Annotated in this window: 20 protein-coding genes; 8 read left to right on the top strand and 12 right to left on the bottom strand. The window is 69.9% G+C overall.

The features are described from left to right. Nucleotides 1-2: 2 nt before the first annotated feature. The 3 genes from ACI2LP_RS21260 to ACI2LP_RS21250 form a co-directional block, all read right to left on the bottom strand. Complete coding sequence (locus tag ACI2LP_RS21260) at nucleotides 3-1,049, bottom strand: slipin family protein (protein ID WP_404726044.1); 1,047 nt, start codon at nucleotides 1,047-1,049, stop codon at nucleotides 3-5. A 167-nt stretch (nucleotides 1,050-1,216) separates the two neighbouring features. Beyond that, nucleotides 1,217-1,666: a DoxX family protein gene (locus tag ACI2LP_RS21255; RefSeq protein WP_404726043.1), complete on the bottom strand. Its 450-nt coding sequence runs from the start codon at nucleotides 1,664-1,666 to the stop codon at nucleotides 1,217-1,219. A gap of 131 nt (nucleotides 1,667-1,797) precedes the next feature. Continuing rightward, the gene (locus ACI2LP_RS21250) at nucleotides 1,798-2,751 is read right to left on the bottom strand and encodes an acyltransferase domain-containing protein (protein ID WP_404726042.1); all 954 of its coding nucleotides are present in this window, start codon (nucleotides 2,749-2,751) and stop codon (nucleotides 1,798-1,800) included. 24 nt (nucleotides 2,752-2,775) lie between these two features. On the opposite strand from ACI2LP_RS21250, the gene ACI2LP_RS21245 reads away from it, so the two are divergent. Continuing rightward, nucleotides 2,776-3,057 (top strand): DUF6343 family protein, encoded by a 282-nt coding sequence (locus ACI2LP_RS21245; protein ID WP_404726041.1) that lies wholly within the window; start codon nucleotides 2,776-2,778, stop codon nucleotides 3,055-3,057. A gap of 71 nt (nucleotides 3,058-3,128) precedes the next feature. Here ACI2LP_RS21245 and ACI2LP_RS21240 read toward each other — a convergent pair whose 3' ends face one another. The 4 genes from ACI2LP_RS21240 to rpsA form a co-directional block, all read right to left on the bottom strand. Then, entirely contained in the window at nucleotides 3,129-3,497 is a 369-nt protein-coding gene (locus ACI2LP_RS21240; protein ID WP_404726040.1) for a tetratricopeptide repeat protein, read from the bottom strand. 97 nt (nucleotides 3,498-3,594) lie between these two features. Continuing rightward, nucleotides 3,595-4,209 carry a dephospho-CoA kinase gene (gene coaE / locus ACI2LP_RS21235; protein ID WP_404726039.1) on the bottom strand — a complete coding sequence of 205 codons (615 nt, stop codon included), beginning with the start codon at nucleotides 4,207-4,209 and terminating at the stop codon, nucleotides 3,595-3,597. Between the two features lie 50 nt (nucleotides 4,210-4,259). After that, entirely contained in the window at nucleotides 4,260-5,198 is a 939-nt protein-coding gene (locus ACI2LP_RS21230; RefSeq protein WP_404726038.1) for a PAC2 family protein, read from the bottom strand. A gap of 483 nt (nucleotides 5,199-5,681) precedes the next feature. After that, on the bottom strand, nucleotides 5,682-7,178 hold the full coding sequence (rpsA, locus tag ACI2LP_RS21225) for a 30S ribosomal protein S1 (RefSeq protein WP_360873916.1): 1,497 nt from the start codon (nucleotides 7,176-7,178) through the stop codon (nucleotides 5,682-5,684). Between the two features lie 341 nt (nucleotides 7,179-7,519). On the opposite strand from rpsA, the gene ACI2LP_RS21220 reads away from it, so the two are divergent. Next, nucleotides 7,520-8,323: a class I SAM-dependent methyltransferase gene (locus ACI2LP_RS21220; RefSeq protein WP_404726218.1), complete on the top strand. Its 804-nt coding sequence runs from the start codon at nucleotides 7,520-7,522 to the stop codon at nucleotides 8,321-8,323. A gap of 58 nt (nucleotides 8,324-8,381) precedes the next feature. After that, nucleotides 8,382-10,907 (top strand): ATP-dependent helicase HrpB, encoded by a 2,526-nt coding sequence (hrpB, locus tag ACI2LP_RS21215; protein ID WP_404726037.1) that lies wholly within the window; start codon nucleotides 8,382-8,384, stop codon nucleotides 10,905-10,907. Here the strand turns inward: hrpB and ACI2LP_RS21210 are convergent. The 3 genes from ACI2LP_RS21210 to ACI2LP_RS21200 all read right to left on the bottom strand — a co-directional run bounded on the left by ACI2LP_RS21210 (nucleotide 10,897) and on the right by ACI2LP_RS21200 (nucleotide 13,860). Then, nucleotides 10,897-11,886, bottom strand: a complete 990-nt coding sequence (locus tag ACI2LP_RS21210) for a DUF3068 domain-containing protein (protein WP_404726036.1) — start codon at nucleotides 11,884-11,886, stop codon at nucleotides 10,897-10,899. The two genes, hrpB and ACI2LP_RS21210, sit on opposite strands and share 11 nt — an antisense overlap. Before the next feature lie 13 nt (nucleotides 11,887-11,899). Then, a complete protein-coding gene (locus ACI2LP_RS21205; protein ID WP_385303303.1) occupies nucleotides 11,900-12,037 on the bottom strand; it encodes an SPW_0924 family protein in 138 nt (45 codons plus the stop codon). A gap of 149 nt (nucleotides 12,038-12,186) precedes the next feature. Beyond that, entirely contained in the window at nucleotides 12,187-13,860 is a 1,674-nt protein-coding gene (locus ACI2LP_RS21200) for a lytic murein transglycosylase (protein ID WP_404726035.1), read from the bottom strand. A 287-nt stretch (nucleotides 13,861-14,147) separates the two neighbouring features. On the opposite strand from ACI2LP_RS21200, the gene ACI2LP_RS21195 reads away from it, so the two are divergent. Further along, complete coding sequence (locus tag ACI2LP_RS21195; protein WP_404726034.1) at nucleotides 14,148-14,981, top strand: DUF4184 family protein; 834 nt, start codon at nucleotides 14,148-14,150, stop codon at nucleotides 14,979-14,981. Between the two features lie 75 nt (nucleotides 14,982-15,056). Here ACI2LP_RS21195 and polA read toward each other — a convergent pair whose 3' ends face one another. Beyond that, nucleotides 15,057-17,711, bottom strand: coding sequence for a DNA polymerase I (polA, locus tag ACI2LP_RS21190; RefSeq protein ID WP_404726217.1), 2,655 nt, complete (start codon nucleotides 17,709-17,711; stop codon nucleotides 15,057-15,059). A gap of 142 nt (nucleotides 17,712-17,853) precedes the next feature. On the opposite strand from polA, the gene ACI2LP_RS21185 reads away from it, so the two are divergent. The 3 genes from ACI2LP_RS21185 to ACI2LP_RS21175 all read left to right on the top strand — a co-directional run bounded on the left by ACI2LP_RS21185 (nucleotide 17,854) and on the right by ACI2LP_RS21175 (nucleotide 21,208). Next, nucleotides 17,854-20,127, top strand: coding sequence for an FdhF/YdeP family oxidoreductase (locus ACI2LP_RS21185; RefSeq protein ID WP_404726033.1), 2,274 nt, complete (start codon nucleotides 17,854-17,856; stop codon nucleotides 20,125-20,127). Nucleotides 20,128-20,227: 100 nt separating this feature from the next. Then, a complete protein-coding gene (locus tag ACI2LP_RS21180; RefSeq protein WP_404726032.1) occupies nucleotides 20,228-20,701 on the top strand; it encodes a PaaI family thioesterase in 474 nt (157 codons plus the stop codon). A gap of 159 nt (nucleotides 20,702-20,860) precedes the next feature. Next, nucleotides 20,861-21,208 carry a hypothetical protein gene (locus ACI2LP_RS21175; protein ID WP_404726031.1) on the top strand — a complete coding sequence of 116 codons (348 nt, stop codon included), beginning with the start codon at nucleotides 20,861-20,863 and terminating at the stop codon, nucleotides 21,206-21,208. Nucleotides 21,209-21,449: 241 nt separating this feature from the next. Here the strand turns inward: ACI2LP_RS21175 and ACI2LP_RS21170 are convergent, their stop codons facing one another. Beyond that, nucleotides 21,450-21,626: a hypothetical protein gene (locus ACI2LP_RS21170; RefSeq protein ID WP_404726030.1), complete on the bottom strand. Its 177-nt coding sequence runs from the start codon at nucleotides 21,624-21,626 to the stop codon at nucleotides 21,450-21,452. Between the two features lie 456 nt (nucleotides 21,627-22,082). On the opposite strand from ACI2LP_RS21170, the gene ACI2LP_RS21165 reads away from it, so the two are divergent. Next, nucleotides 22,083-23,312 carry a branched-chain amino acid ABC transporter substrate-binding protein gene (locus ACI2LP_RS21165; RefSeq protein WP_404726029.1) on the top strand — a complete coding sequence of 410 codons (1,230 nt, stop codon included), beginning with the start codon at nucleotides 22,083-22,085 and terminating at the stop codon, nucleotides 23,310-23,312. The last annotated feature ends 88 nt before the right edge of the window (nucleotides 23,313-23,400 follow it).

Raw genomic sequence — 23,400 nt, 5'->3', positions numbered from 1 at the left:
GCTCAGGCTGCGGGCGGCAACGGCACCGCCGGTGGCGGCTCCTCGGACGGCCCCCGGCCCACCGCCTGCTCGGCACCCGGACCCTCTGCGGGCTCCTCCACGGCCGCATCCGCCGGCGCGCCCGCCACTGTCGGGTCCACGCCTGCTGCCACGGCCGGGGCCACGCCCGGCTCCAGGGCCGGTTCCTTGGGAGGCGCCAGTTCCTCGGGCCGCGACTCGCCCTGCACGCTCTGCATGCCCTGCGCGGCCGCCACGCCCTGCGCCGACTGCGCCGGCTGTTGCCCAGCGGGCTGCTGCGCCCGCTCCAGGAAGCGGAGCAGCTCCACCGGGAACGGCAGCACCAGCGTGGAGTTCTTCTCCGCCGCGACCGCGACCACGGTCTGCAACAGCCGCAGTTGCAGCGCCGCGGGCTCCTTGGACATCACGCCGGCCGCCTCGGCCAGCTTCTTCGACGCCTGCAGCTCGGCGTCCGCGTTGATGACCCGGGCCCGCCGCTCACGGTCCGCCTCGGCCTGCCGCGCCATCGACCGCTTCATGGCCTCGGGCAGGGACACGTCCTTGATCTCCACCCGGTCGATCTGCACGCCCCACCCGATCGCCGGACTGTCGATCATCAACTCCAGCCCCTGATTGAGCTTTTCACGGTTCGACAGCAGATCGTCCAGATCACTCTTGCCGATGATCGACCGCAGCGACGTCTGCGCCATCTGCGAGACCGCGAAGCGATAGTCCTCCACCTCGATGATCGCGTTCGCCGCGTCGATCACCCGGAAGTAGACAACCGCGTCGACGCGCACCGTGACGTTGTCCCGGGTGATGCCCTCCTGGGCCGGCACAGGCATGGTCACGATCTGCATGTTCACCTTCCGCATCCGGTCCAGGGCCGGAAGGATCATGGTGAAACCGGGGCCCCTGATGCCGCCGCGCAGCCGCCCGAGGCGGAAGACCACACCCCGCTCGTACTGCTTGACCACTTTGGCGGCCGCCATCGCGTACACCACAACGGCGGACGCGGCCGCTACACCCGCAACCACCAGCTCTTCGACCATCGGGGCACCCCCTACCGTCCGAGCCGGATACCAATTACCACGGTATGCCCGATATACCCCCTCGGTCGAGCCTCAAGCCTCGCCGCCCCTGCCGCGACGGGGGCGGAACGCAGGAAGACCGCCCCCTGTCGCCGGGGGCGGTCTTTCCTGGATCGGCCGGGCAGGGCCTAGAGACGCTTGCGTACGAGGGCGACGAGCTCGGCCGTGTTGTTTCGGCGCACCCAGGCGATCCCACCGAAGATCACGAACAGGATCACGGGCGTGATCGCGTACTGACCGTCGAAAACGGTCATCTGCGTGATGAAGGCGCCGATCATCAGGCCCATGAAGGCGAGCGCCGAGAGCCCGGAGAGGATCGGGATCACCAGCGCGATCGCACCGGCCAGCTCCAGACCGCCCGTCAGATACATGAACCAGTCGCCGAAGCCGATCTTGTCGAAGCTCTCCGCCGCGGACGAGTGGGCGACAAGCTTGGGTCCGGCGCTCGGGATGGCCATGAACACGGCGAGCACAATCTGGAGCGTGCGCACCGCGAGATGCGAGCGGCGGCTCAGCGTGGTTCCGGTAGCGGTGACGGCAGCGGCGTTGGCGGTGCCGGCGGCGGTCGTTGCGGACATCGTGGTCTCCTCCGGTAAGCGTTCCTCAGTGCTTTCGGAGAGGTAGACCGGGACGGGGCCCGGGACTCATCGCGGCCCCCGGCCCCAAGTTCAGCCTCGTGCACCCCGCAGTCGGCGCTCGCACCCCCCGTCTACAACTCGAACCAGCCGTGCCCGCAGTACCAGTGACGGCCCGCCCGCAGATGGTCGCCGATCGCCCGCTCCAGCGTGGTGCGGCCCGGCAGCGCATCGAGCGGCAGTTCCGGATCGCCGAACACAAACGCGACCGGATCGGCGTCGGCGGCCTCCTTCTTCTCGTACGCGATCCGGAAGCGTTCCTGGAAGCGGACGATGTTGGAGTCCTTCGGCAGATACCCGGCGAGTTGCGGGTCGAGCAGCCAGGAGTGGCACGTGGCCACCTGGTACCGCTCCTCGGGAAAGTGGCGCGCGAAGAACTCCCTGGCCATTGCCAGCGACCGGTCGCATGCCTCGGGCGGGATCGGCCCGAAGAAGCCGGGAACATGTACGTCGAGGGCGAAGTCCTCGGGCCCCAGCGGCAGTCCGGCCGCCCGTACGGCCTCACCGGTCTGCCCGCCCAGCCGGGAACGCTGGAACTGCAGCCGCCCCAACTGGTAGAGCTCGCCCCGGAAGTGCAGCCCGAGCCAGCCCGGTATCAGCAGCCCGCCCGTGCCCACGCGCCTGCGGTGCACGGCCATCTGCCGGCCGAGGTCGGCGAAGGTACGCCGTGATACACCGTCCGATACGGAACGCTCCCGGTGGTACGCCCGCACATACGGCAGCGTCGCGACGAAGACGTACACCGGGAACAGTCTGCCCATGGCGCCCGAGTCCTCGGGCAACCGCGGCAGTTCCCCACCGCCGTCGGTCTTCCCCATGTCCTGGACCAGCTCCTGGACACCCTTCTCCAGCAGTCGGCGCAGCCCGGGGTCGGCAGCAAGCGGGGCGCGCAGCGCAAGGAGTTCATTGATGTCCTCGTGCGGCACCGCCAGATCCAGCAGCGTCTCGGCCAGCTCGTCCGCTTCAGGCAGCTCCACCCATGCGGTTGTCACCAGCGACTCCTCCGGTACTCGGGGGAACAGGTGCATCCTGGAGTAGGAGATGGGATCGTCATGCGCACTGGGAGTGAACCGACGACTGCACGCAGTCCCCTGCGGCTGCGGTTCTGGCTGAGTGTATGGGGACTGATCTGGGCCGCGGCGGGTACGGCAGGCTTTGCCCTCGCGGCACGTCCCGGCTGGGCGGCCGCATGCGGGGCGCTGATGTTGATCGTCACGGTCGATCTGTTCATGGTCCTGCGTCACATCCGCCAGGGCCCGCACTTCCAGCCCGGCCCGGATGTCCCACCGTACGATCCGGTCCGCGGCAGCGGCCGCCCACGACACGGTCATTAGCGGCACGGTCAGGGGAAGGGGTGCCGCGAGGGTGTCCGCGCCTCACGCCTCCGCGTCGAAGCGCGCGGCCTTCACCCCTCCGCGTCGAAGCGCGCGGCCTTCAGATACTCCGGCTTCGGGTCCAGGGCCGCCGCCAGGCGGAAGTGCCGCTTGGCCTGTTCGGGGCGGCCTGCCCGCTCGAAGGTGCGCGCCAGCGCGAAGTGGGCGAAGGCATTGTCCGGCTCGCGCTCCAGGACCAGCTCGAACTCGAGCTCGGCCGGGCGCAGTTGGGCGGCGGCGAAGAAGGCGCGAGCGCGCAGCAGCCGGGCCGCGGTGTTCTCGGGGTGGGCGGCGATGACCGAGTCCAGCAGCTTCACGGCGCCACGCGGGTCCCTCGCGGCGAGCAACTGCTCGGCCGCGCGGTAGTCGATGATGTGCGTTTCCGGATTGCTATTGGGCACGGTCGCATCCTTCCCCTTGCTCCACGGTTCCAACACCGGTTACGGCAGCGGTATTCCGATCAAGCGACGCGGTCGGCGCACCCGGTGACGCGGCGAATCAGCTCCCGCCCGACTCCGCGGCGGCGCGCCTGCTCAGCTCCGCCCAGACCTTGCGTACCTGCGGCTCCAGCTGCTCAAGCGGCCCGTCATTGTCGATGACAAGATCGGCGATCGCGCGCCGCTGCTCGCGGGTGGCCTGTGCGGCCATCCGCGCACGCGCCTCGGACTCCGTCATTCCGCGCAGCCGCACCAACCGGTCCAGCTGCGTCTCGGGCGACGCGTCGACGACGACCACCAGGTCGTAGAGCCCGGCCAGGTTGTTCTCGGTGAGCAGCGGTACGTCGTGGATGACGACGGCGTCCGGCCCGGCCGCCGCCTCCAGTTCCCTGGAGCGGGCTCCGACCAGCGGGTGGACGATCGCATTGAGCGTCGCCAGGCGCTCGGGGTCGGCGAAGACGATCGAGCCGAGCTTCGGCCGGTCCAGGGCGCCCTCTGCGGTCAGGACCTCGGAGCCGAAGGCGTCGACGACGGCCGCGAGCCCGGGTGTGCCGGGCTCCACGACCTCGCGAGCGATCTTGTCGGCGTCGATCAGCACGGCTCCGTGCGACGCGAGGAGACGGGAGACTTCGCTCTTGCCGGCGCCGATTCCGCCGGTCAGGCCCACCTTCAGCATGGGCCGCAGCCTACGCGAGCACTCTGCGCGACATCCTCCCGGTCACACCCCTACGTCTCGCCCTCCCGCTCGGCGAGGAAGCGCTCGAATTCCTGGCCGATCTCGTCCGCGGACGGCAGGTCCACCGGCTCCGCGACCAGGCTGCCCCTGGTCTCGGCGCCCGCCACGGCGTCGTACTGGTGCTCAAGCCCCTGCACCAGCGACACCAGTTCCTCGTCGCCCTCACCGATCTGCCGCTCGATCTCGGTCTGGGTGCGGTGTGCCTCCGTACGCAGGTTGTGCGCGACGCCCGGCAGTACCAGCCCGGTCGCGGCCGTGATCGCCTCGAGAGCGGTCAGCGCGGCGTCCGGGTAGGAGGAGCGGGCGACATAGTGCGGTACGTGCGCGGCGACGCCCAGGACGTCGTGGCCCGACTCCATCAGCCGGTACTCGACCAGCGACTCGGCGCTGCCCGGCACCTGAGCCTCGTCGAAGGGGCTGCGGTGGCCAGGCATCAGGTCCGTGCGGTTGCCGTGCGGGGTGAGGCCCACGGGACGGGTGTGCGGGACGCCCATCGGGATGCCGTGGAAGTTGACCGAGAGCCGGACTCCGAGCCGCTCGACGATCTGCCCGACCGCAGCCGCGAAGCGCTCCCACTCCACGTCGGGCTCGGGGCCCGACAGCAGCAGGAAGGGTGCGCCGGTGGCGTCCTGGACGAGCCGGACGTCGATGGTGGGCGTCTCGTACGCGGTCCAGCGGTCGCGCCGGAAGGTCAGCAGCGGGCGCCGGGCCCGGTAGTCCACAAGCCTGTCGTGGTCGAAGCGGGCCACCACCTGGTGGGGCAGCGACTCCAGCAGGCTGTCGACGATCTGCTCGCCCGTCTCGCCCGCGTCGATGTATCCGTCGAAGTGGTAGAGCATGACCAGTCCGGCCGACTCCTGCGCGAGCGCCATGTCGACGACGGCGACGCCCTTCGGCTCCCATTCGTACAAACCCTGCGGATCAGGCACGATCACCGCTCCTCCTCGTGTTCATAGGGAAGAACGCCCGGTGACTCACAGGCATTCCCACCGTACGGAGATGAACACCTCGTCAGCACGGCCGAGTTCACCTCGGCGGGTGCACGGCCAACTGGTCCAGACGTTGGCATGCCCACAGCCCACCCCTAGCGTCTCGGGAGCACGTCGATGGTCACACACTCGCCCGAGGTTTATGTACGAGAACGTAAAGGCACCGGCACCCCCCATGCTTATCCGAAAGCTGTTCCCCAACCTGCTGGCCTGTGGCATCGCGACCAGCGGCCGGTCCTTCCTGGCCACACCCGCGGGAGCCACTGCGGTCATCAATGTGGCCACGGCCCCCCAGCTGAAGTCCTCATCCCGGTCACCCCCTGAGACCGCCCTGGACGGAAGCAAGGGTGAAAGAAGTAAGGCCCGCTCCCCAGGGGGAGCGGGCCTTACTTTCAGCCAGCTGTCAGCTGTGGAGGCAGAGCGTCAGCTCTGGCCGCCCGCCAGCTTCTCGCGCAGCGCAGCCAGGGCCTCGTCCGACGCCAGGGCGCCGGAGTTGTCGTCCGACTCCGAGGAGTACGAGCCGCCACCGGTCGGCGCGGCTGCCGGAGCGGCCTGGCCACCCTCGGCAGCAGCGGCCTCGTCGGCCTCGCGGGACTTGATGACCTGAGCCTGGTGCTGCTCGAAGCGGGTCTGCGCCTCGGCGTACTGGGTCTCCCACGCCTCGCGCTGGGTCTCGAAGCCCGCCAGCCAGTCGTTGGTCTCCGGGTCGAAGCCCTCGGGGTAGATGTAGTTCCCCTGGTCGTCGTACGACGCGGCCATGCCGTACAGCGTCGGGTCGAATTCGACCGAGGCCGGGTCGGCACCGAAGGACTCGTTGGCCTGCTTCAGCGAAAGGCTGATGCGACGACGCTCGAGGTCGATGTCGATGACCTTGACGAAGATCTCGTCGTTGACCTGGACGACCTGCTCCGGGATCTCCACGTGGCGCTCGGCCAGCTCGGAGATGTGGACCAGACCCTCGATGCCCTCGTCGACGCGCACGAACGCACCGAACGGAACGAGCTTGGTGACCTTACCCGGGACGACCTGACCGATCTGGTGGGTCCGGGCGAACTGCTGCCACGGGTCTTCCTGCGTCGCCTTGAGCGACAGGGAGACACGCTCGCGGTCCATGTCGACGTCGAGAACCTCGACGGTGACCTCCTGGCCGACCTCGACAACCTCGGAGGGGTGGTCGATGTGCTTCCAGGAGAGCTCGGAGACGTGGACCAGGCCGTCGACGCCACCAAGGTCCACGAAGGCACCGAAGTTGACGATCGAGGAGACGACGCCGGAGCGGACCTGACCCTTCTGCAGGGTGGTGAGGAACGTCTGGCGAACCTCGGACTGGGTCTGCTCGAGCCAGGCGCGGCGGGACAGGACCACGTTGTTGCGGTTCTTGTCCAGCTCGATGATCTTCGCCTCGAGCTCCTTGCCCACGTAGGGCTGGAGGTCGCGGACACGGCGCATCTCGACGAGGGAGGCCGGCAGGAAGCCACGGAGGCCGATGTCAAGGATGAGACCACCCTTGACGACCTCGATGACCGTACCGGTGACGATGCCGTCCTCTTCCTTGATCTTCTCGATGGTGCCCCAGGCGCGCTCGTACTGGGCACGCTTCTTCGAGAGGATCAGGCGGCCTTCCTTGTCCTCCTTCTGGAGAACAAGGGCCTCGATCTCGTCGCCGACCTTGACGACCTCGTTCGGGTCGACGTCGTGCTTGATCGAGAGCTCGCGGCTCGGGATGACACCTTCGGTCTTGTAACCGATGTCGAGCAGGACCTCGTCCCGGTCGACCTTCACGATGACGCCGTCGACGATGTCGCCGTCGTTGAAGTACTTGATCGTCTCGTCGATCGCGGCGAGGAAGGCTTCCTCGTTACCGATGTCGTTGACCGCAACCTGCGGGGTGGTGGCGGTGGTCTCGGTGCTGCTCGTCATGTGGGAAAGGGCTCCGGTACGGACAGTGAGTCGTAGGTACTGCTACGCCGAGAGCCCGTATCGCAGCTGCAGAAGCCGGACAGCCTAGGAAGCGCCGCCCATGAGAAGGGGGCGCCTCGTGAACCGAGGGGACATACATACAGATGCGAGCGCGGCCTGCTCTGTCTGAAGCGCGCAGGCCCGCAGCGCAACTTGTAGCATACGGGGGCAGCCGGACAGGGTCAATGCGCGAAGGCGCACACCCGGGGGCGGAACGCCCCATACCCGGCACTAATAATGTTTGCCGAGGCCACACCGGCCATCATTGGCCGCGCTGAACGCAAACTACAACGACGGTGACGATGTTCCAAGATTTCGAGCCGGAAGCCACTCGACGTATTGCCGGGGATGCGGAGAGCAGTCGCGCCAGCCGCGGCTGGTGGGACCGCAACGCCGACGAGTACCAGACGGAACACGGTGCGTTCCTCGGCGACGACCGCTTTGTCTGGGGGCCCGAGGGGCTCGACGAAGCGGACGCCGGGCTGCTGGGTCCTGCCGCCTCGCTCAAGGGGCTCGACGTCCTGGAGATCGGCGCGGGCGCGGCGCAGTGTTCCCGCTGGCTGGCCGCACAGGGCGCTCGCCCGGTGGCGCTGGACCTCTCCCACCGCCAGCTCCAGCACGCGCTCCGGATCGGCGACGACGTCCCGCTGGTCGAGGCCGACGCGGGAGCGCTGCCCTTTCGGGACGGCTCCTTCGACATCGCGTGCTCCGCGTACGGGGCGGTGCCGTTCGTCGCCGACCCGGTGCAGGTGTTCCGTGAGGTACGGCGCGTCCTGCGGCCGGGCGGACGGTGGGTCTTCTCCGTGACGCACCCGATCCGGTGGGCGTTCCCCGACGAGCCGGGGCCCGAGGGTCTTTCGGTGGCGGCCTCGTACTTCGACCGCACTCCTTATGTCGAACAGGACGAGCAGGGGCGCGCCGTATATGTGGAGCACCATCGGACGATCGGCGACCGGGTGCGGGACGTGGTGGCGGGCGGTTTCCGGCTGGTGGATCTGGTCGAGCCGGAGTGGCCCGACTGGAACAGCCAGGAATGGGGCGGCTGGTCCCCGCTGCGCGGGCATCTGATCCCGGGGACGGCGATCTTCGTCTGCGAGCGGGACTGAGCACAGGACCTGGGCAATCCGGGGGCTTCAGCCTGAAGACTCTTGCGAGACTGGGGCCGTGATCCGCGACGACGCCCTCGAGGGCCTTCCGGTACGCAGCGCCGTACCCGCGCTGATGCGTGCTCTCGACGAGCACGGGTGCGCGGTGCTGTGCGCGCCGCCCGGGACCGGCAAGACGACGCTCGTACCGCTGGTGCTGTCCGGCCTGGTCGGTGGCGGTCCGCTGCGGCGCGTGGTGGTCGCCGAGCCGCGGCGGATCGCGGCGCGGGCGGCGGCCAGGCGGATGGCGTGGCTGCTCGGCGACCAGGTCGGCGGGAAGGTCGGTTTCACCGTGCGCGGCGAGCGCGCGGTGTCGGCGCAGACGGTCGTCGAGGTGGTCACCACCGGAGTGCTGCTGCAACGGCTGCAGCGCGACCAGGAGCTGGCCGGGGTCGATGTGGTGGTACTCGACGAGTGCCACGAGCGGCATCTGGACGCGGACACCGTGGCCGCCTTCGTACTGGACGTACGGGCCGCGCTGCGGCCCGAGCTGCGGCTGGTGGCGGCCTCGGCGACCACCGACGCCGAGGGCTGGGCACGGCTGCTCGGCGATGCGCCCGTGGTGGCGGCCGAGGGTGTCGCGCATCCGGTGGAGGTGGTGTGGGCACCTCCCGCGCGCCCGGTGCGGCCGCCGCACGGGATGCGGGTCGATCCGGCGCTGCTCAGCCATGTGGCCGCCGTGGTGCGGCGCGCGCTGTCCGAGCGCACGGGCGATGTGCTGTGTTTTCTGCCCGGCGTCGGTGAAATCGGCCGGGTGGCGGGGCAGTTGAACGATGTCGACGCCGAGGTGCTTCAGGTGCACGGCCGGGCGCCTGCCGCGGTTCAGGACGCCGTGCTGTCCGGCGGCCCCGGCCGCCGGGTCGTGCTCGCCACGTCGGTGGCCGAGTCCTCGCTGACCGTGCCGGGTGTACGGGTGGTGGTGGACTCCGGTCTGGCGCGGGAGCCGCGCACCGATCATGCGCGGGGTCTGAGCGCGCTGACGACGGTACGGGCCGCGCAGGCGGCTGCCCGCCAGCGCGCGGGCCGGGCCGGCCGCGAAGCCCCCGGCGCCGTGTACCGCTGCTGGTCCGAGGCGGAGGATGCGCGGCTGCCGCGGTTCCCCAACCCGGAGATCAAGGTCGCGGACCTGGCGGCGTTCGCCCTGCAGGCCGCCTGCTGGGGCGACCCGTCGGCCACGGGACTGGCGCTGCTCGACGCGCCCCCGGCCGGTGCGCTGGCCGCGGCGCGCTCGGTCCTCTCCGCGATCGGCGCGGTGGACGCGACGGGCCGGGCAACCGAACGTGGCGTACGGATGTCCCGGTTGGGTCTGCACCCCCGGCTGGCCAGGGCGCTGCTGGACGGCGCGCACGAGGTGGGCGCGCGGCGGGCCGCCGAGGTGGTGGCTCTGCTCAGCGAGGAGCCGCCGCGGGAGTACGGCGACGATCTGGCCGCGGCGTGGCGCTCGGCACGGCGGGGCGGTGACGGGTACGCGGGGCGGTGGCGGGCGGAGTCGGGGCGGCTGGCGTCGTCGCTGTCGTCTGTTCCCCAGGACACCGGCCACGCTCACGCCACCGACGACGCCGTCGCCGGGCTCGTCGCCGCGCTCGCCTTCCCCGAGCGGGTCGCCAGAGCCCGCGGCGAGGGGGCCTTCCTCATGGCCTCCGGGACCGGAGCGGAGCTCAGCGCCGGGTCGCGGCTGCGCAGCGCACCCTGGCTGGCCGTCGCCGTCGCGGACCGGCCCGCGCACGCCGTCTCGGCACGGGTGCGGCTCGCCGCCGTCATCGACGAGGAGACCGCCCGTACGGCCGCCTCGCATCTGCTCGGCCGGCGCGACGAGGTGCACTGGGAGAACGGCGATGTCGTCGCCCGGCAGGTGGAGCGGCTGGGCGCCGTCGAGCTCTCCGTACGCGCCCTCAAGGACCCGGACCCCGCTCTTGTGCGGGAAACCCTGCTCGAAGGGCTTCGGCGCGAGGGGCTCGGGCTGCTGCGCTGGACGCGCGAGACGGAGGGCCTGCGCGAGCGGCTCGCCTTTCTGCACCGGGAGCTGGGCGCGCCCTGGCCCGATGTGTCGGACGCGGCGCTGCTCGACCGCACCGAGGAGTGGCTGGAACCCGAGCTGTCCCGCGCCCGGCGACGGGCCGATCTGGGGCGCGTCCCGGCCGGCCAGGCGCTGCAGCGCCTGCTGCCGTGGGCGAGCGGCGAAGCGGCCCGTCTCGACGAACTGGCGCCGGAACGGATCGAGGTGCCGAGCGGCTCCCGGATCCGTGTCGAGTACGGCGGGACGCAGCCCGTCCTGGCGGTGAAGCTCCAGGAGCTGTTCGGCCTGCGCGAGACGCCCACGGTCTCGGGCGTGCCCGTGCTCGTCCATCTGCTCTCCCCCGCCGGGCGGCCCGCGGCCGTCACCGCGGACCTGGCGTCCTTCTGGCAGGACGGATACAAGTCCGTACGGGCGGAGTTGCGCGGCCGCTACCCCAAGCACCCCTGGCCAGAGAACCCTTCGACCGCCGAGCCCACCCGGCACACCAAGGCGCGTTCCGGCCGGGGCGACGACCCGGTCAGGCGCTGACGGGCTCGGGTTCGCGCTCCGCGGCGGGTGCCTGTGGCCGACGGCCGCGGGCCTCGAGCCACAGCGCGCCGGCGAGCAGGCCCGTGCCGAGGAGCAGGAAGCCCCACGGCAGATATGACGTCATCAGCAGCACCAGCTGCCGCTGGGACGTGACCAGATCGACGGTGTAGTCGATGTAGTCCGGGCGCATCTTCACATGGCCCGCGAAGGCGGTGACCTTGTCCCGGCCGCCCAGGAGCGAGCCGCCGCGCAGCTCCTCCTTGTGGATCTCCTCGCCGTTGACCGGTGCGCCGGTGACCGGGTCGACCCAGAACATCCGCTTGGTGGTGTACCAGCGCGTCGTGCCGGTCTGCTTCTCCAGCTTCGTCGCGTCGATCCCGGGGATGGGCATCTTCTTCGGGTACGGCACCTTGGTCCACGGGATCGTCTGCTCGAAGTAGTAGACGTCGAGCCCGCGGAACTTCTGCGTCCCCTTGTAGTGGATCGGCGCAGACGTACGGGCCTGGGCGTCGAAGTACTGATAGTCCCGCTTCTCGGTGAGGAACGGCCACTTGAACTCGATGCCCTCGCGCCGTACCGCATCGCCGTCCACCATCTCGCCGGTCGCGTGCACGGGCGCCTGGCTGTGGGCGTCGAAGATGTACCGCTCGGGGATCTGGGAGACCATCTTGCCGTCGGGGCCCTGGACATAGGAGAGCGAGTCCCACACGACGACGTCGCGGCCCGCGCTGCGCTCGATCTTCTCGGACTCCTCCACATTGCCCTTGAGCGTCTGCACGATGGTGACCTTCTCGACCTGCTTCGCCTCCAGGGAGCCGTAGTCGAGAAGGGTCGCGGGCTTCGCCTCCAGCACCATCTCCTGATACTGGCTGGGCGGGATTTTCGCGAGACGCGGGAAGGCGTACCAGCGCAGCAGCGGCGCGAGTGCGGCGAAGAAGACGGCGAGGGCGAGGAGTACGAGGCTCGCGCGGCGGCGCATGGGGGTGGCCCTCCTACTTCTTGGGGCCGGGGACGGTGGTCAGCAGCGGCTCGGGCGATGTCTCGCCGGGCGGCGCGCCGATGGCTGTGATGGTGAGGACGAGGGCGAATGCGGCGGCCAGCCCGATGGCGGCGGCGACGAGAGCGCGCATGCTCGGCCTCCCGGGGCTCGGATCGAGCCGGATCTGATACGGCGTCAGGGCGGGGGCACCGTAGCAATGGAGCCGTGAGATGAGAACACGTTGCACCGCCCCTCTGCCGACAAGCGGCAAAGGGGCGGTGCGGGAATCGCTTGTCCGCGTCAGGCAGCCGGGGCGGCGACCTTCAGCTCGATGGTGATGGTCGCGCCGCCCTCGGTGGTGAGGCGGAGCAGGAAGGTGCCGGTCTGGTCGTCCGCGAAGATCTTCGGGAGCGTCAGCACGCCGTTGGCATCGGTCTTCAGATCCGTGAGCGTGCGGATCGTTTTGCCTTCGGCATCCTTGAAGTAAGGACCCTTGTCGTTCACGGCCGGGTCGTCCGCGGACTTGATCATGGTGGCGGTGACCGCGACACCCGAGGCGATGGCGCCCTTGTACGTGGCCTTGACCTCGACGACGTCCGCGAACTCCGTGCCGGGGGCGGCCGTCAGGACCTTGTCGTCGGTCCGGGCGACCGTGTCGGCGGCGCGGGCGGTGACGGTAGCGGCGAAGCTGACGGGAGGCAGCGTGCGGTTGACCAGAACCACCGTGGCCCGGACGGTGAAGGCGCCGGCCTTCTCGCCCGCCTGGAGAGCGGGCGCGGTGACCGTTCCGTCCGCGCCGGTGTTCAGGACGACGCTCGCCTTCCCGCCGGTGAAGCGGGCCTCGGTGTCGCCGACGATCTCGAACCGGACGGGCTGCTGCGCGACGGTCCGTCCGACGGCGTTCTTCACGCGCACGGTGGCGTGCGCGGTGAACTCGCGACCGGCCATGGCGGTCAGCTCGCCGGTGCCCGCGTTCTCGATGCTGTTGACGGGGGACGGCGTCGGAGGGGGCTTGGGTGTCGGTGGCGGCGTGGGGGTGGGCGCCGGGGTGGGCTTGGTGGTGCCGCCGGGCTTCGACGTACTGGGCTTGGGGTCCGGAGTGCCGGTGCCCGGCGTGGGGGTGGGCGTGTGGCTCGGCACGGACTCGGAACTGTCGGGCTCGTCGGTGATCGGCAGCACGCCGGTGCCGTCCGGAACCTCGTGTGTGCCGCGCTTGTAGTACTCGAACCAGGACAGGACCGTACGCAGATACTCCTGCGAGTGGTTGTAGCCGAGGATCGCCCGGTCCAGCTCGGACTTGACCGCCAGGTCACGGCCGTCGGCGCAGAGATAGCGCCCGGCGGCGAGTGCGGCGTCGTAGATGTTGTTGGGGTCCCTGCGGCCGTCGCCGTTCGCGTCCTGGCCCCACTTCTCCCAGGTGGAGGGGATGAACTGCATCGGTCCGACCGCGCGGTCGTGCACCGGATCGCCGTCGTACGCGCCGTGGTCGGTGTCCGAGATGTTGGCGAAGCCGACGCCGTTGAGGACCGGGCCGAGGATCGGGGAGAGCGTAGTGCCGTTGGCGTCGACACGGCCGCCGCGCGCCTGACCGGACTCCACCTTGCCGATCGCGGCGAGCAGTTGCCAGGGGACGTGGCAGCCGGGGTCCGAACCCGCGATGGTCTGCTCGGCCTGCTTGTACGCCGCGAGGACGGAGGCCGGAATGCCCGATTCGGTGGGTCCGTTCGCGGGCAGATCTATGGAAGTGCCCGGTTTGTTGGGGGTGTTCAGCGGCGGCAGGTCCGTGTAGTACGGGGAGTTGCCGGTGACCGGGGTGCCGGGCGGCGGGGTGGCGTCGGAAGCGCCCTGACTGTCGCCCGAGATGGCCTGCGTGATGCCGGGCGCCTGTGAGGCGGAGAGTGCGGCCACGGCAGCCGCGGCTACCGCGGTGGTGGTCGCTCCCCTGCGCAGTCGGCGGCCGAAATGCGCTGCCATTCGTCTGTTCCCTCCCCGTAAGCGGCTGCCCGCGCTCCCCAGCGCGGGACTCAGGCGACCCTACGGCAACTCGGGGGCACGGGGCACCGGCCCCTGACCGGATTTCACCAGTTCGCCACCTCCTGGTTGCCGCAGCGGAGTTCAAACCCGAAATTCGAACGTCACGCATACTGGACGTCATTGATCGACAGAGATTCAGGGGTTCAAGGATCCCGAGGGCTCGAACGGTTCCGAGGATTCCGGCGATTCCGAGGGTCCCAGGGGGCGACCACCAGGGGGGCACGACCATGCCATTCACGCTGAGCCATGCCGCTGCGGTGCTGCCGGGCATCCGCCGGGACGGGTCCGCGCGCGGACCGCTGCTCGCCTCGGTGCTCGTGATGGGCTCGTTCTCGCCGGACATGACGTACTTCGCGGCCACGGCCGTTCCGGGGGCGATGGAATTCGGGAACGTCACCCATGCCCCGGTCGGGCTGCTGACCGTCGACGTGGCCATCACGGCCGCGCTGCTGGCGGTGTGGCTGATGGTGCGCGAGCCATTGGTGGCTCTGGTGCCCGCCCGTTGGCAGGGGCGTATCCACTCCTTCCTGCGCGGGCGTGGGCAGCCCGCGGGCGGACGCGGGGCGCTGGCGCTGCGCTTCTATGTCTCGGCGGTTGTCGGCGCGGGCACGCATATCGTCTGGGACGCCTTCACCCACCACGACCGGTGGGGTACGAAGGTGCTGCCGGTCCTGAACGAGAAGGTGGCCGGGCTCCCCCTTCACAGCTACGCCCAGTACGGCACTTCGGCGCTTGCCCTGGTGGTGCTGGTGTGGTTCGTGGCGTCGGCACTCCGGCTCCGGCCCTCGGCCGAGACGCCGACCGCCCCGACGCCCGCCCGGACGTCCGCACCGACGCTTGACGGGCGGGGGCGGTGGCTGGCGGGGATGCTGCTGGGGCTGTGCGTGCTGCTCGGCGTCGTACAGCGGTGCGCGCGCTGGTACGCGTACTACGGGCAGGTGGACTCGCCCCTCGACATCATCCCGACCGCATGCTTCGGCGCGGGCGCGGGCCTCGCGGTGGGCCTTCTGCTGTACGGGGCGGTCATGCGGTTGCGGGGCCTGACGGCGGAACGCGCCTGATCCACGCCGCGCACGCGGCCACCTCACCCAGTCGCCCTGCGCCCCGGGCTCGCCCGGGGCGCAGGGCTCGTCGGGTCAGTGCGCCGCGGACTCCCAGTCCCCGCCCGCGCCCACCGAGACATCCAGCGGCGCGCGCAGTTCAACCGCGCCCGCCATCTCCCGGCGGACGATTTCCTCCGCCTTCTCCCGCTCGCCGGGCGCGATCTCCAGCACGATTTCGTCGTGGACCTGCAGCAGTATCCGGGACTTGAGCTTCGCCTCCGTCAGCGCCCGGTCCACGTTCAGCATCGCGATCTTGACGATGTCCGCTGCCGTGCCCTGGATCGGGGCGTTCAGCGCCATCCGCTCGGCGGCCTCGCGGCGCTGGCGGTTGTCGCTGTTGAGATCGGGGAGATAGCGGCGACGGCCCAGCATCGTCTCCGTATAGCCGGTGGCGCGGGCCTCGTCCACGACGCGGCGCAGATAGTCGCGCACGCCGCCGAACCGTTCGAAGTACGTGTCCATCAGGGCCCGCGCCTCGCCCGCCTCGATGTTCAGCTGCTGCGAGAGGCCGAACGCCGAGAGGCCGTACGCCAGTCCGTACGACATGGCCTTGATCTTGCGGCGCATCTCCGCGTCGACCTGGGACCGCTCCACCGAGAACACCTGGGAGGCGACGGTGGTGTGCAGGTCCTCGCCGGAGGTGAACGCCTCGAGCAGGCCCTCGTCCTCCGAGAGATGGGCCATCACCCGCAGCTCGATCTGGCTGTAGTCCGCGGTCATCAGCGACTCGAAGCCCTCGCCGACGACAAAGCCGTGGCGGATCGCGCGGCCCTCGTCCGTGCGCACCGGCACATTCTGCAGGTTCGGGTCGGTGGAGGAGAGCCGGCCGGTCGCCGCCACGATCTGGCTGAAGCTGGTGTGGATACGGCCGTCGGCCGCGATCGTCTTGATCAGGCCCTCGACCGTGGAGCGCAGCCGGGCCTGCTCACGGTGGCGCAGCATGATGACCGGCAGCTCGTGCTCGGTCTGCGCGGCGAGCCACGCCAGCGCATCCGCGTCCGTGGTGTAACCGGTCTTGGTCTTCTTGGTCTTGGGGAGATTCAGCTCGCCGAAGAAGACCTCCTGCAGCTGCTTGGGCGAGCCCAGGTTGAACTCGTGCCCGACGGCGGCGTGCGCCTCCTTCACCGCCTGCTGCACGGCACCCGCGAACTGCTGCTCCATGGCTTCCAGATGGGGGCGGTCCGCGGCGATGCCGTGCCGCTCCATCCGGGCCAGCAGCTCGGAGGTGGGCAGTTCGACCTCGTGCAGCAGGTCGGCCGCGCCGACCTCGATCAGCCGCGCGGTGAACGCGTCGCCGAGGTCGAGCACCGCGCGGGCCTGCGCCATCAGGGCGTCGGCCTCGGCCTGTTCGTCCGCGCCGAAGGCGAGCTGCCCGTCGGCGGCGGCCGGGGCGAGCTCACGGCCGAGATATTCGACGGAGAGCGCGTCCAGCGCGAAGGAACGGCGGCCGGGCTTGACCAGATAGGCGGCGAGCGCGGTGTCCATGGTGACCCCGTCGACGCTCCAGCCGTGCTCGGGGAAGACCCGCATCGCGCCCTTGGCGTTGTGCATGACCTTCGGCCGGTCGGGGTCGGCGATCCAGTCGGCGAAGGCCCGCTCGTCGGCCTCGTTCAGCTGAGTGGTGTCGAACCAGGCGGCAGGTCCCGCGGCCGTGGATAGCGCGATCTCGGCGACGCTGCCGGTGCCAAGTGCCCAGGTGTCGACGGTGGACACGCCGAGCGGCTGCCTGCCGTGCTCCTTGAGCCAGGGGGCGAGCTCGCCGGTGCCGAGCACCGTGCCGTCCAGCTCGACGCCGGCGGCGGGGGCCGGGGCCTCCTCCGCCTCGGCGCCCGGGTCGACCGCGAGGAGCCGCTCGCGCAGGCTCGGGTTGCGGATCTCCAGCACCTCCAGGAACCCCTTCAGCGCGGTCCTGTCGTACGGAAGGCGCTCCAGGTCCGCGACGGACTTCGGCAGCTCCACGTCCCGCACCAGCTCGGTGAGGTGGCGGTTGAGCTTGACGGATTCCAGGTGGTCGCGCAGCGCCTGCCCGACCTTGCCCTTGACCTCGTCGGCGCGCTCCACCAGCTCCTCGAACGAACCGAACTGGCTGATCCACTTCGTGGCGGTCTTCTCACCGACGCCGGGGATGCCCGGCAGGTTGTCCGACGGGTCGCCGCGCAGTGCTGCGAAGTCCGGGTACTGCTGGGGGGTGAGTCCGTACTTCTCCTGGACCTTCTCCGGCGTGAAGCGGGTGAGCTCGGAGACGCCCTTGGTGGGGTAGAGCACGGTGGTGTGCTCGCTGACGAGCTGGAAGGAGTCCCGGTCGCCGGTGACGATCAGCACCTCGAAGCCGGCGGCCTCGGCCTGAGTGGCGAGGGTGGCGATGATGTCGTCCGCCTCGAAGCCGTCCACCGCGAACCGCACGGCGTTCATGGTGTCGAGCAGCTCGCCGATCAGCTCGACCTGGCCCTTGAACTCGTCCGGGGTCTTGGAGCGGTTCGCCTTGTACTCGGGGAAGTCCTGCGAGCGCCACGTCTTGCGGGACACGTCGAACGCCACCGCGAAGTGCGTGGGCGACTCGTCGCGCAGCGTGTTCGCCAGCATCGACGCGAAGCCGTAGATGGCGTTGGTCGGCTGGCCCGTCGCGGTCGTGAAATTCTCCGCGGGCAGCGCGAAGAACGCCCGGTACGCCAGGGAATGCCCGTCCATGAGGAGCAGGCGCGGTCGGTTGTCTGCGGTCTTCTTCGATGCCGTCTCAGCCACGTCCCCGATCCTGCCACGTACCACTGACATTCCCGACCGTGGCAGGATCCGGGGTAGCACCGCACACGCAGGCTCAAGGGAGAGCGCGATGGCCACCAAGCCGCCCACCGGTGACCCGGTCCAGGACGCACCGCAGGTCGCCGCCCCGCATCATGCGGCCGCCGGTCTGCCCGCCATCGGGCACACACTCCGTATCGCCCAGCAGCAGATGGGTGTGCGCCGTACCGCGCAGACCCTCCTCAAGGTCAACCAGAAGGACGGTTTCGACTGTCCGGGATGTGCCTGGCCGGAGGAGGACAAGCGGCACACGGCGGAGTTCTGCGAGAACGGCGCGAAGGCGGTGGCCGAGGAGGCGACGCTGCGCCGCGTCACACCCGACTTCTTCGCCGCGCACTCCCTGGCCGATCTCGCCTCACGCAGCGGGTACTGGCTGGGGCAGCAGGGACGCATCACACAGCCGATGTATCTCCCCGAAGGGGCGGACCGGTACGAGGCGGTGACCTGGGAACGGGCCTTCGCGATCATCGCCGAGGAGCTGACGGCGCTGGCCTCCCCCGACGAGGCGCTCTTCTACACCTCGGGCCGCACCAGCAACGAAGCCGCCTTCCTGCTCCAGCTCTTCGCCCGCGAATTCGGCACCAACAATCTCCCCGACTGCTCCAACATGTGCCACGAGTCCTCCGGCTCGGCGCTCACCGAGACGATCGGCATCGGCAAGGGCAGCGTCTCGCTGGAGGATCTCCACCGGGCGGACCTGATCATCGTCGCCGGGCAGAACCCCGGCACCAACCACCCCCGGATGCTCAGCGCGCTGGAGAAGGCCAAGAACGCGGGCGCGAAGATCATTTCCGTGAATCCGCTGCCCGAGGCCGGCCTGGAGCGGTTCAAGAATCCGCAGACCCCGCAGGGCATGATCAAGGGGACGGCGCTGACCGATCTCTTCCTGCAGATCCGCATCGGCGGCGACCAGGCCCTGTTCCGGCTGCTGAACAAACTGATCCTCGAGACGGACGGGGCCGTCGACGAGGATTTCGTACGGGAACACACCCATGGCTACGAGGAGTTCGTGGCCGCGGCCCGCGCCGCCGACTGGGACGAGACGCTGGCCGCGACCGGCCTTCAGCGGGCCGAGATCGAGCAGGCGCTCGCCATGGTCCTCGCGTCCGAGCGCACCATCGTCTGCTGGGCGATGGGCCTGACCCAGCACAAGCACTCGGTGCCGACCATCCGCGAGGTGGTCAACCTCCTTCTGCTGCGCGGCAACATAGGGCGCCCCGGCGCCGGCGTCTGCCCGGTGCGCGGGCACTCCAATGTCCAGGGCGACCGCACCATGGGCATCTTCGAGCGGCCCGCCCCGGCCTTCCTGGACGCCCTGGAGAAGGAGTTCGGCTTCGCGCCGCCGCGCCACCACGGCTTCGACGTCGTACGTTCCATCCAGGCGCTGCGGGACGGCGAGGCGAAGGTCTTCTTCGCGATGGGCGGCAACTTCGTGGGCGCGACGCCCGACACCGAGGTCACCGAGGCGGCGATGCGCCGGGCCCGGCTCACCGTCCATGTGTCGACCAAGCTGAACCGCTCGCACGCGGTCACCGGCGCGCGGGCGCTGATCCTGCCCACCCTCGGCCGGACGGACAAGGACATCCAGGCGGGCGGCAGGCAGGTGGTGACGGTCGAGGACTCGATGAGCATGGTGCACGCCTCGCGCGGCAATCTGCCCCCGGCGAGCCCTCATTTGCTCTCCGAGCCGGCCATCGTGACCCGGATGGCGCGTGCGGTGCTCGGTCCCGCGTCGACGACGCCGTGGGAGGACTTCGAGAAGGACTACGGGACGATCCGCGACCGCATCGCGCGCGTGGTGCCCGGTTTCGAGGACTTCAACGCGAGGATCGCCCGCCCCGGCGGCTTCACGCTCCCGCATGGCCCGCGCGACGAGCGCCGCTTCCCCACCGCCACCGGGAAGGCCAACTTCACTGCCGCGCCGGTGGAGTTCCCCGAGCTCCCGGCGGGCCGGCTGCTGCTGCAGACGCTGCGCTCGCACGACCAGTACAACACCACGATCTACGGCCTCGACGACCGCTACCGCGGCATCAAGGGCGGCCGCCGGGTCGTCCTGGTGAACCCCGAGGACGCCCGGGAGCTGGGCCTTGCGGACGGCTCGTACACCGATCTGGTCAGCGAGTGGAAGGACGGCGTGGAGCGGCGGGCGCCCGGCTTCCGAGTGGTGCACTACCCCACCGCGCGTGGCTGCGCGGCCGCGTACTACCCGGAGACAAATGTGCTGGTGCCGCTGGACTCCACGGCCGACGTCAGCAACACCCCGGCGAGCAAGTCCGTGGTGGTGCGGTTCGAGCACGGGCAGTGAGGGGCCTCGGGGAATGGGGACACCCACCTAAGCGTTCGCTCAGGCATCTGATAAGACGGTGCACACAGCACGCAACGTACTGAGATCGGAGCCGGGCCCCATGGGCGAGCAGAGAACCGTGAAGTTCCCGCAAGAGGTCATCGACGAATACGCCGCGCTCGGGGTCGATCTGCCCGCGCTCTTCTCCGCCGGGACACTGGGCGACCGCATGGGCGTGGAGATCACCGAGGCCTCGGCGGAACGCGTCGTCGGCACGATGCCGGTCGCGGGCAACACCCAGCCGTACGGACTGCTTCACGGCGGCGCGTCCGCCGTGCTCGCCGAGACGCTCGGCTCGGTCGGCTCGATGCTGCACGGCGGTAGCACCAAGATCGCCGTCGGTGTGGACCTCAACTGCACGCACCACCGTGGCGTCCGCTCGGGCCTGGTCACCGGGGTGGCGACCCCGGTTCATCGCGGCCGCTCCACGGCGACGTACGAGATCGTGATCACCGACGAGCAGGACAAGCGGGTCTGCACGGCCCGGCTGACCTGTCTGCTGCGGGATGCGAACCCGGGCGGCACGACGGGCTGACCGGCCCTGCGGTCCGGCGTGCCCGCGCCGCCCTCCCGCGGTGGGTACCGCCGGACCACACGTCCGGCGGCACCAAGCGCACCATTGCCCTCTCCCGTCACCCCCCGCTAGCGTCGCGGCATGGGGTCCCGACCGCCACGCCGAGCAAGGCACTTTGCGATGCCCGCCGTCGCGCTGCTGGCCGTCCTCACCGGCTGCGGGGGCGGTCCCGCCGAAACCGCCGCACCGGCTCCGCACGCCACCCCACCAAAAGAACTGTGCGAACGGCTGATCTCCCACTGGGCGCGGGTCGTCCTCGACGGCGGGAAGCAGGCCAACCTCGACTACCAGGCCATGGGTCTGTCCGGCGGACAGAACCAGATCCTGCTGGACGTGGTGGCCGCCGCCCGCGCCGAACAACAGCGCCTGGGACCGGACGCCGCAGGGAAGTTGATCGACAGTCAGGCCACAGTCCGGTGCGCCGAGCGCTACCGCAGCGGGACTCCGACCGGAGGCCCCTGGCAATGAGCGGAGTCGGCCCGGTCGAGCCGGGCGAGGGCACGTACGCGCCGGACGACGCCCCCGCTCCCCGCGCGGCACGGCCCCGGCAGGGCCGACTCGCCGGCTTCGCCGCGCGTCATCGCCCCGCGGTCATCGCCGCCACCTCGGCGGCCGTCCTCGGCGCAGGCGTGTCGTACCTCTACGTGACCCGGCCGACGCCGCCTCCGCCGCCCCCGACGCCTTGGCCTGCGCAGGCGGTCACCGTGGTCTACGAGGCGCCCGTCCGGCCGGTCGCCGGACACCACTCGTTCGATTTCACCGTCACGGTCACCACCACCTCCGGACCACCGGTCACGATCGAGCGGATCACCCAGACCTCGGCCGGCCTGCGGGTTTCCACCACGCCCGCCGCGCCGTTCACCGTGCGTACGGAAATGCCACGCAAAGTACTCGTCGTGGTTCACGTGTCCGACTGCCAAAAGGTGGCACGGAATGCCGGTCTCCCTTTCCTCGACGTAACACTGCGTAATGCACGCGCAATGCAAGAGCAGAGTTACATTCTGGGCGATCGGTATGCCCGAGACCTGGCCAGAGCGGTTGGCACTGAGTGCCCCGAAGATCAAATGACAGGACTCAAACCGCCGGACGGTCCTGCACGTTCTCAGCATGCGGACAAGACGAACCGACCGGAATTCCCCCGTTCCACCCGCGAAAATCCGCTATGCAGTACGCCGCGGCATAACAAGAGCGTCACATCCTTGCCCAGACCACTCCACCTCCCCCAATACCGCGCTTAGAGTCACGCCCAGTCACCGCGCCGCCGGATTTCCTTCAGTTCGGTTCCAGCGCTCGACTCGGTACGTCCCATGGGGGGCGGCCGTGCCAGGTGAAAGGACTGATCGTGCGTCAACGTTCGCTCGTAGCCATGACGGCTGCGCTCACCGCGGGAGCCCTTGCGCTCACTGCCTGTGGCTCTCGCGACGACAGCAAAAGTGGTGCCGAGGGCGGCGGTACCACGGTCGTCATCGGCATCGATGCCCCGCTGACCGGTGAGCTCTCCGCTCTGGGTCTCGGCATCAAGAACTCCGTCGACCTCGCGGCCAAGCAGGCCAACGCAAAGAAGTACGTCAACGGCATCACCTTCAAGGTCGAGGCCTTCGACGACCAGGCCCAGCCGTCCTCCGGACAGCAGAACGCCACCAAGTTCGTCGCCAACAAGGACGTCCTCGGTGTCGTCGGCCCCCTGAACTCCTCGGTCGCCGAGTCCATGCAGAAGGTCTTCGACGACGCGAAGCTGGCTCAGGTCTCGCCCGCCAACACCAACCCGGCCCTGACCCAGGGACCGAAGTGGAACAGCGGCGAGAAGGCCCGCCCGTACAAGTCGTACTTCCGCACCGCGACCACGGACGCCATCCAGGGCCCGTTCGCCGCGCAGTACCTCTTCAACGACGCCAAGAAGAAGAACGTCTTCATCATCGATGACAAGAAGACGTACGGCGCCGGTCTCGCCGCCACCTTCAAGGCGGAGTTCGAGAAGCTCGGCGGCAAGGTCGCCGGCACCGAGCACGTGAACCCTGACACCAAGGACTTCGCGGCCGTCGTCACCCAGATCAAGAGCTCCAAGGCCGACGTCGTCTACTACGGCGGCGAGTACCCGGTCGCGGGCCCGCTCAGCAAGCAGATCAAGAAGTCCGGTGCCGCGATCCCGCTCGTCGGCGGCGACGGCATCTACAGCGCCGACTTCATCAAGCTCTCCGGCAAGGAGGGCGTGGGCGACCTCGCCACCTCCGTCGGTGCGCCGGTCGAGACGCTCCCCTCGGCCAAGGACTTCGTGGCCAACTACAAGGCCGGCGGCTACAAGGAGGCCTACGAGGCCTACGGCGGCTACTCGTACGACTCTGCCTGGTCGATCATCGAGGCCGTGAAGAAGGTCGTCGAGGGCAACGACGGCAAGCTTCCCTCCGACGCCCGCGCCAAGGTCATCGAGGCCCTGCAGGGTGTTTCCTTCGACGGAGTGACCGGCAAGGTCGCCTTCGACGAGTTCGGCGACGCCACCAACAAGCAGCTCACGGTCTACAAGTACGAGGGCACTGCCTGGAAGGCCGTCAAGTCCGGCACGTTCGCCGGCTGATCCTCACTCCGTAACACCTCACAAGCCGCGCGGGGCGCCGCAAAACCAGCGCCCCGCGCGGTGTCACATCCGTCGAAAGACTCGGAGG

This window comes from Streptomyces sp. NPDC019890 (assembly GCF_044903445.1).
Taxonomy (GTDB): domain Bacteria; phylum Actinomycetota; class Actinomycetes; order Streptomycetales; family Streptomycetaceae; genus Streptomyces.
Note: the sequence above shows the minus strand (reverse complement) of the source record. Positions and strands in the feature narration are given on the sequence as shown.

Bases quoted from the DNA above. Each gene is read 5' to 3' on its own strand.
- ACI2LP_RS21260 (WP_404726044.1), bottom strand. From the start codon at position 1,049: ATGGTCGAAGAGCTGGTGGTTGCGGGTGTAGCGGCCGCGTCCGCCGTT.
- ACI2LP_RS21255 (WP_404726043.1), bottom strand. From the start codon at position 1,666: ATGTCCGCAACGACCGCCGCCGGCACCGCCAACGCCGCTGCCGTCACC.
- ACI2LP_RS21250 (WP_404726042.1), bottom strand. From the start codon at position 2,751: ATGCACCTGTTCCCCCGAGTACCGGAGGAGTCGCTGGTGACAACCGCA.
- ACI2LP_RS21245 (WP_404726041.1), top strand. From the start codon at position 2,776: ATGCGCACTGGGAGTGAACCGACGACTGCACGCAGTCCCCTGCGGCTG.
- coaE (WP_404726039.1), bottom strand. From the start codon at position 4,209: ATGCTGAAGGTGGGCCTGACCGGCGGAATCGGCGCCGGCAAGAGCGAA.
- rpsA (WP_360873916.1), bottom strand. From the start codon at position 7,178: ATGACGAGCAGCACCGAGACCACCGCCACCACCCCGCAGGTTGCGGTC.
- ACI2LP_RS21220 (WP_404726218.1), top strand. From the start codon at position 7,520: ATGTTCCAAGATTTCGAGCCGGAAGCCACTCGACGTATTGCCGGGGAT.
- ACI2LP_RS21210 (WP_404726036.1), bottom strand. From the start codon at position 11,886: ATGCGCCGCCGCGCGAGCCTCGTACTCCTCGCCCTCGCCGTCTTCTTC.
- ACI2LP_RS21205 (WP_385303303.1), bottom strand. From the start codon at position 12,037: ATGCGCGCTCTCGTCGCCGCCGCCATCGGGCTGGCCGCCGCATTCGCC.
- ACI2LP_RS21200 (WP_404726035.1), bottom strand. From the start codon at position 13,860: ATGGCAGCGCATTTCGGCCGCCGACTGCGCAGGGGAGCGACCACCACC.
- ACI2LP_RS21195 (WP_404726034.1), top strand. From the start codon at position 14,148: ATGCCATTCACGCTGAGCCATGCCGCTGCGGTGCTGCCGGGCATCCGC.
- polA (WP_404726217.1), bottom strand. From the start codon at position 17,711: ATGGACGGGCATTCCCTGGCGTACCGGGCGTTCTTCGCGCTGCCCGCG.
- ACI2LP_RS21185 (WP_404726033.1), top strand. From the start codon at position 17,854: ATGGCCACCAAGCCGCCCACCGGTGACCCGGTCCAGGACGCACCGCAG.
- ACI2LP_RS21180 (WP_404726032.1), top strand. From the start codon at position 20,228: ATGGGCGAGCAGAGAACCGTGAAGTTCCCGCAAGAGGTCATCGACGAA.
- ACI2LP_RS21175 (WP_404726031.1), top strand. From the start codon at position 20,861: ATGCCCGCCGTCGCGCTGCTGGCCGTCCTCACCGGCTGCGGGGGCGGT.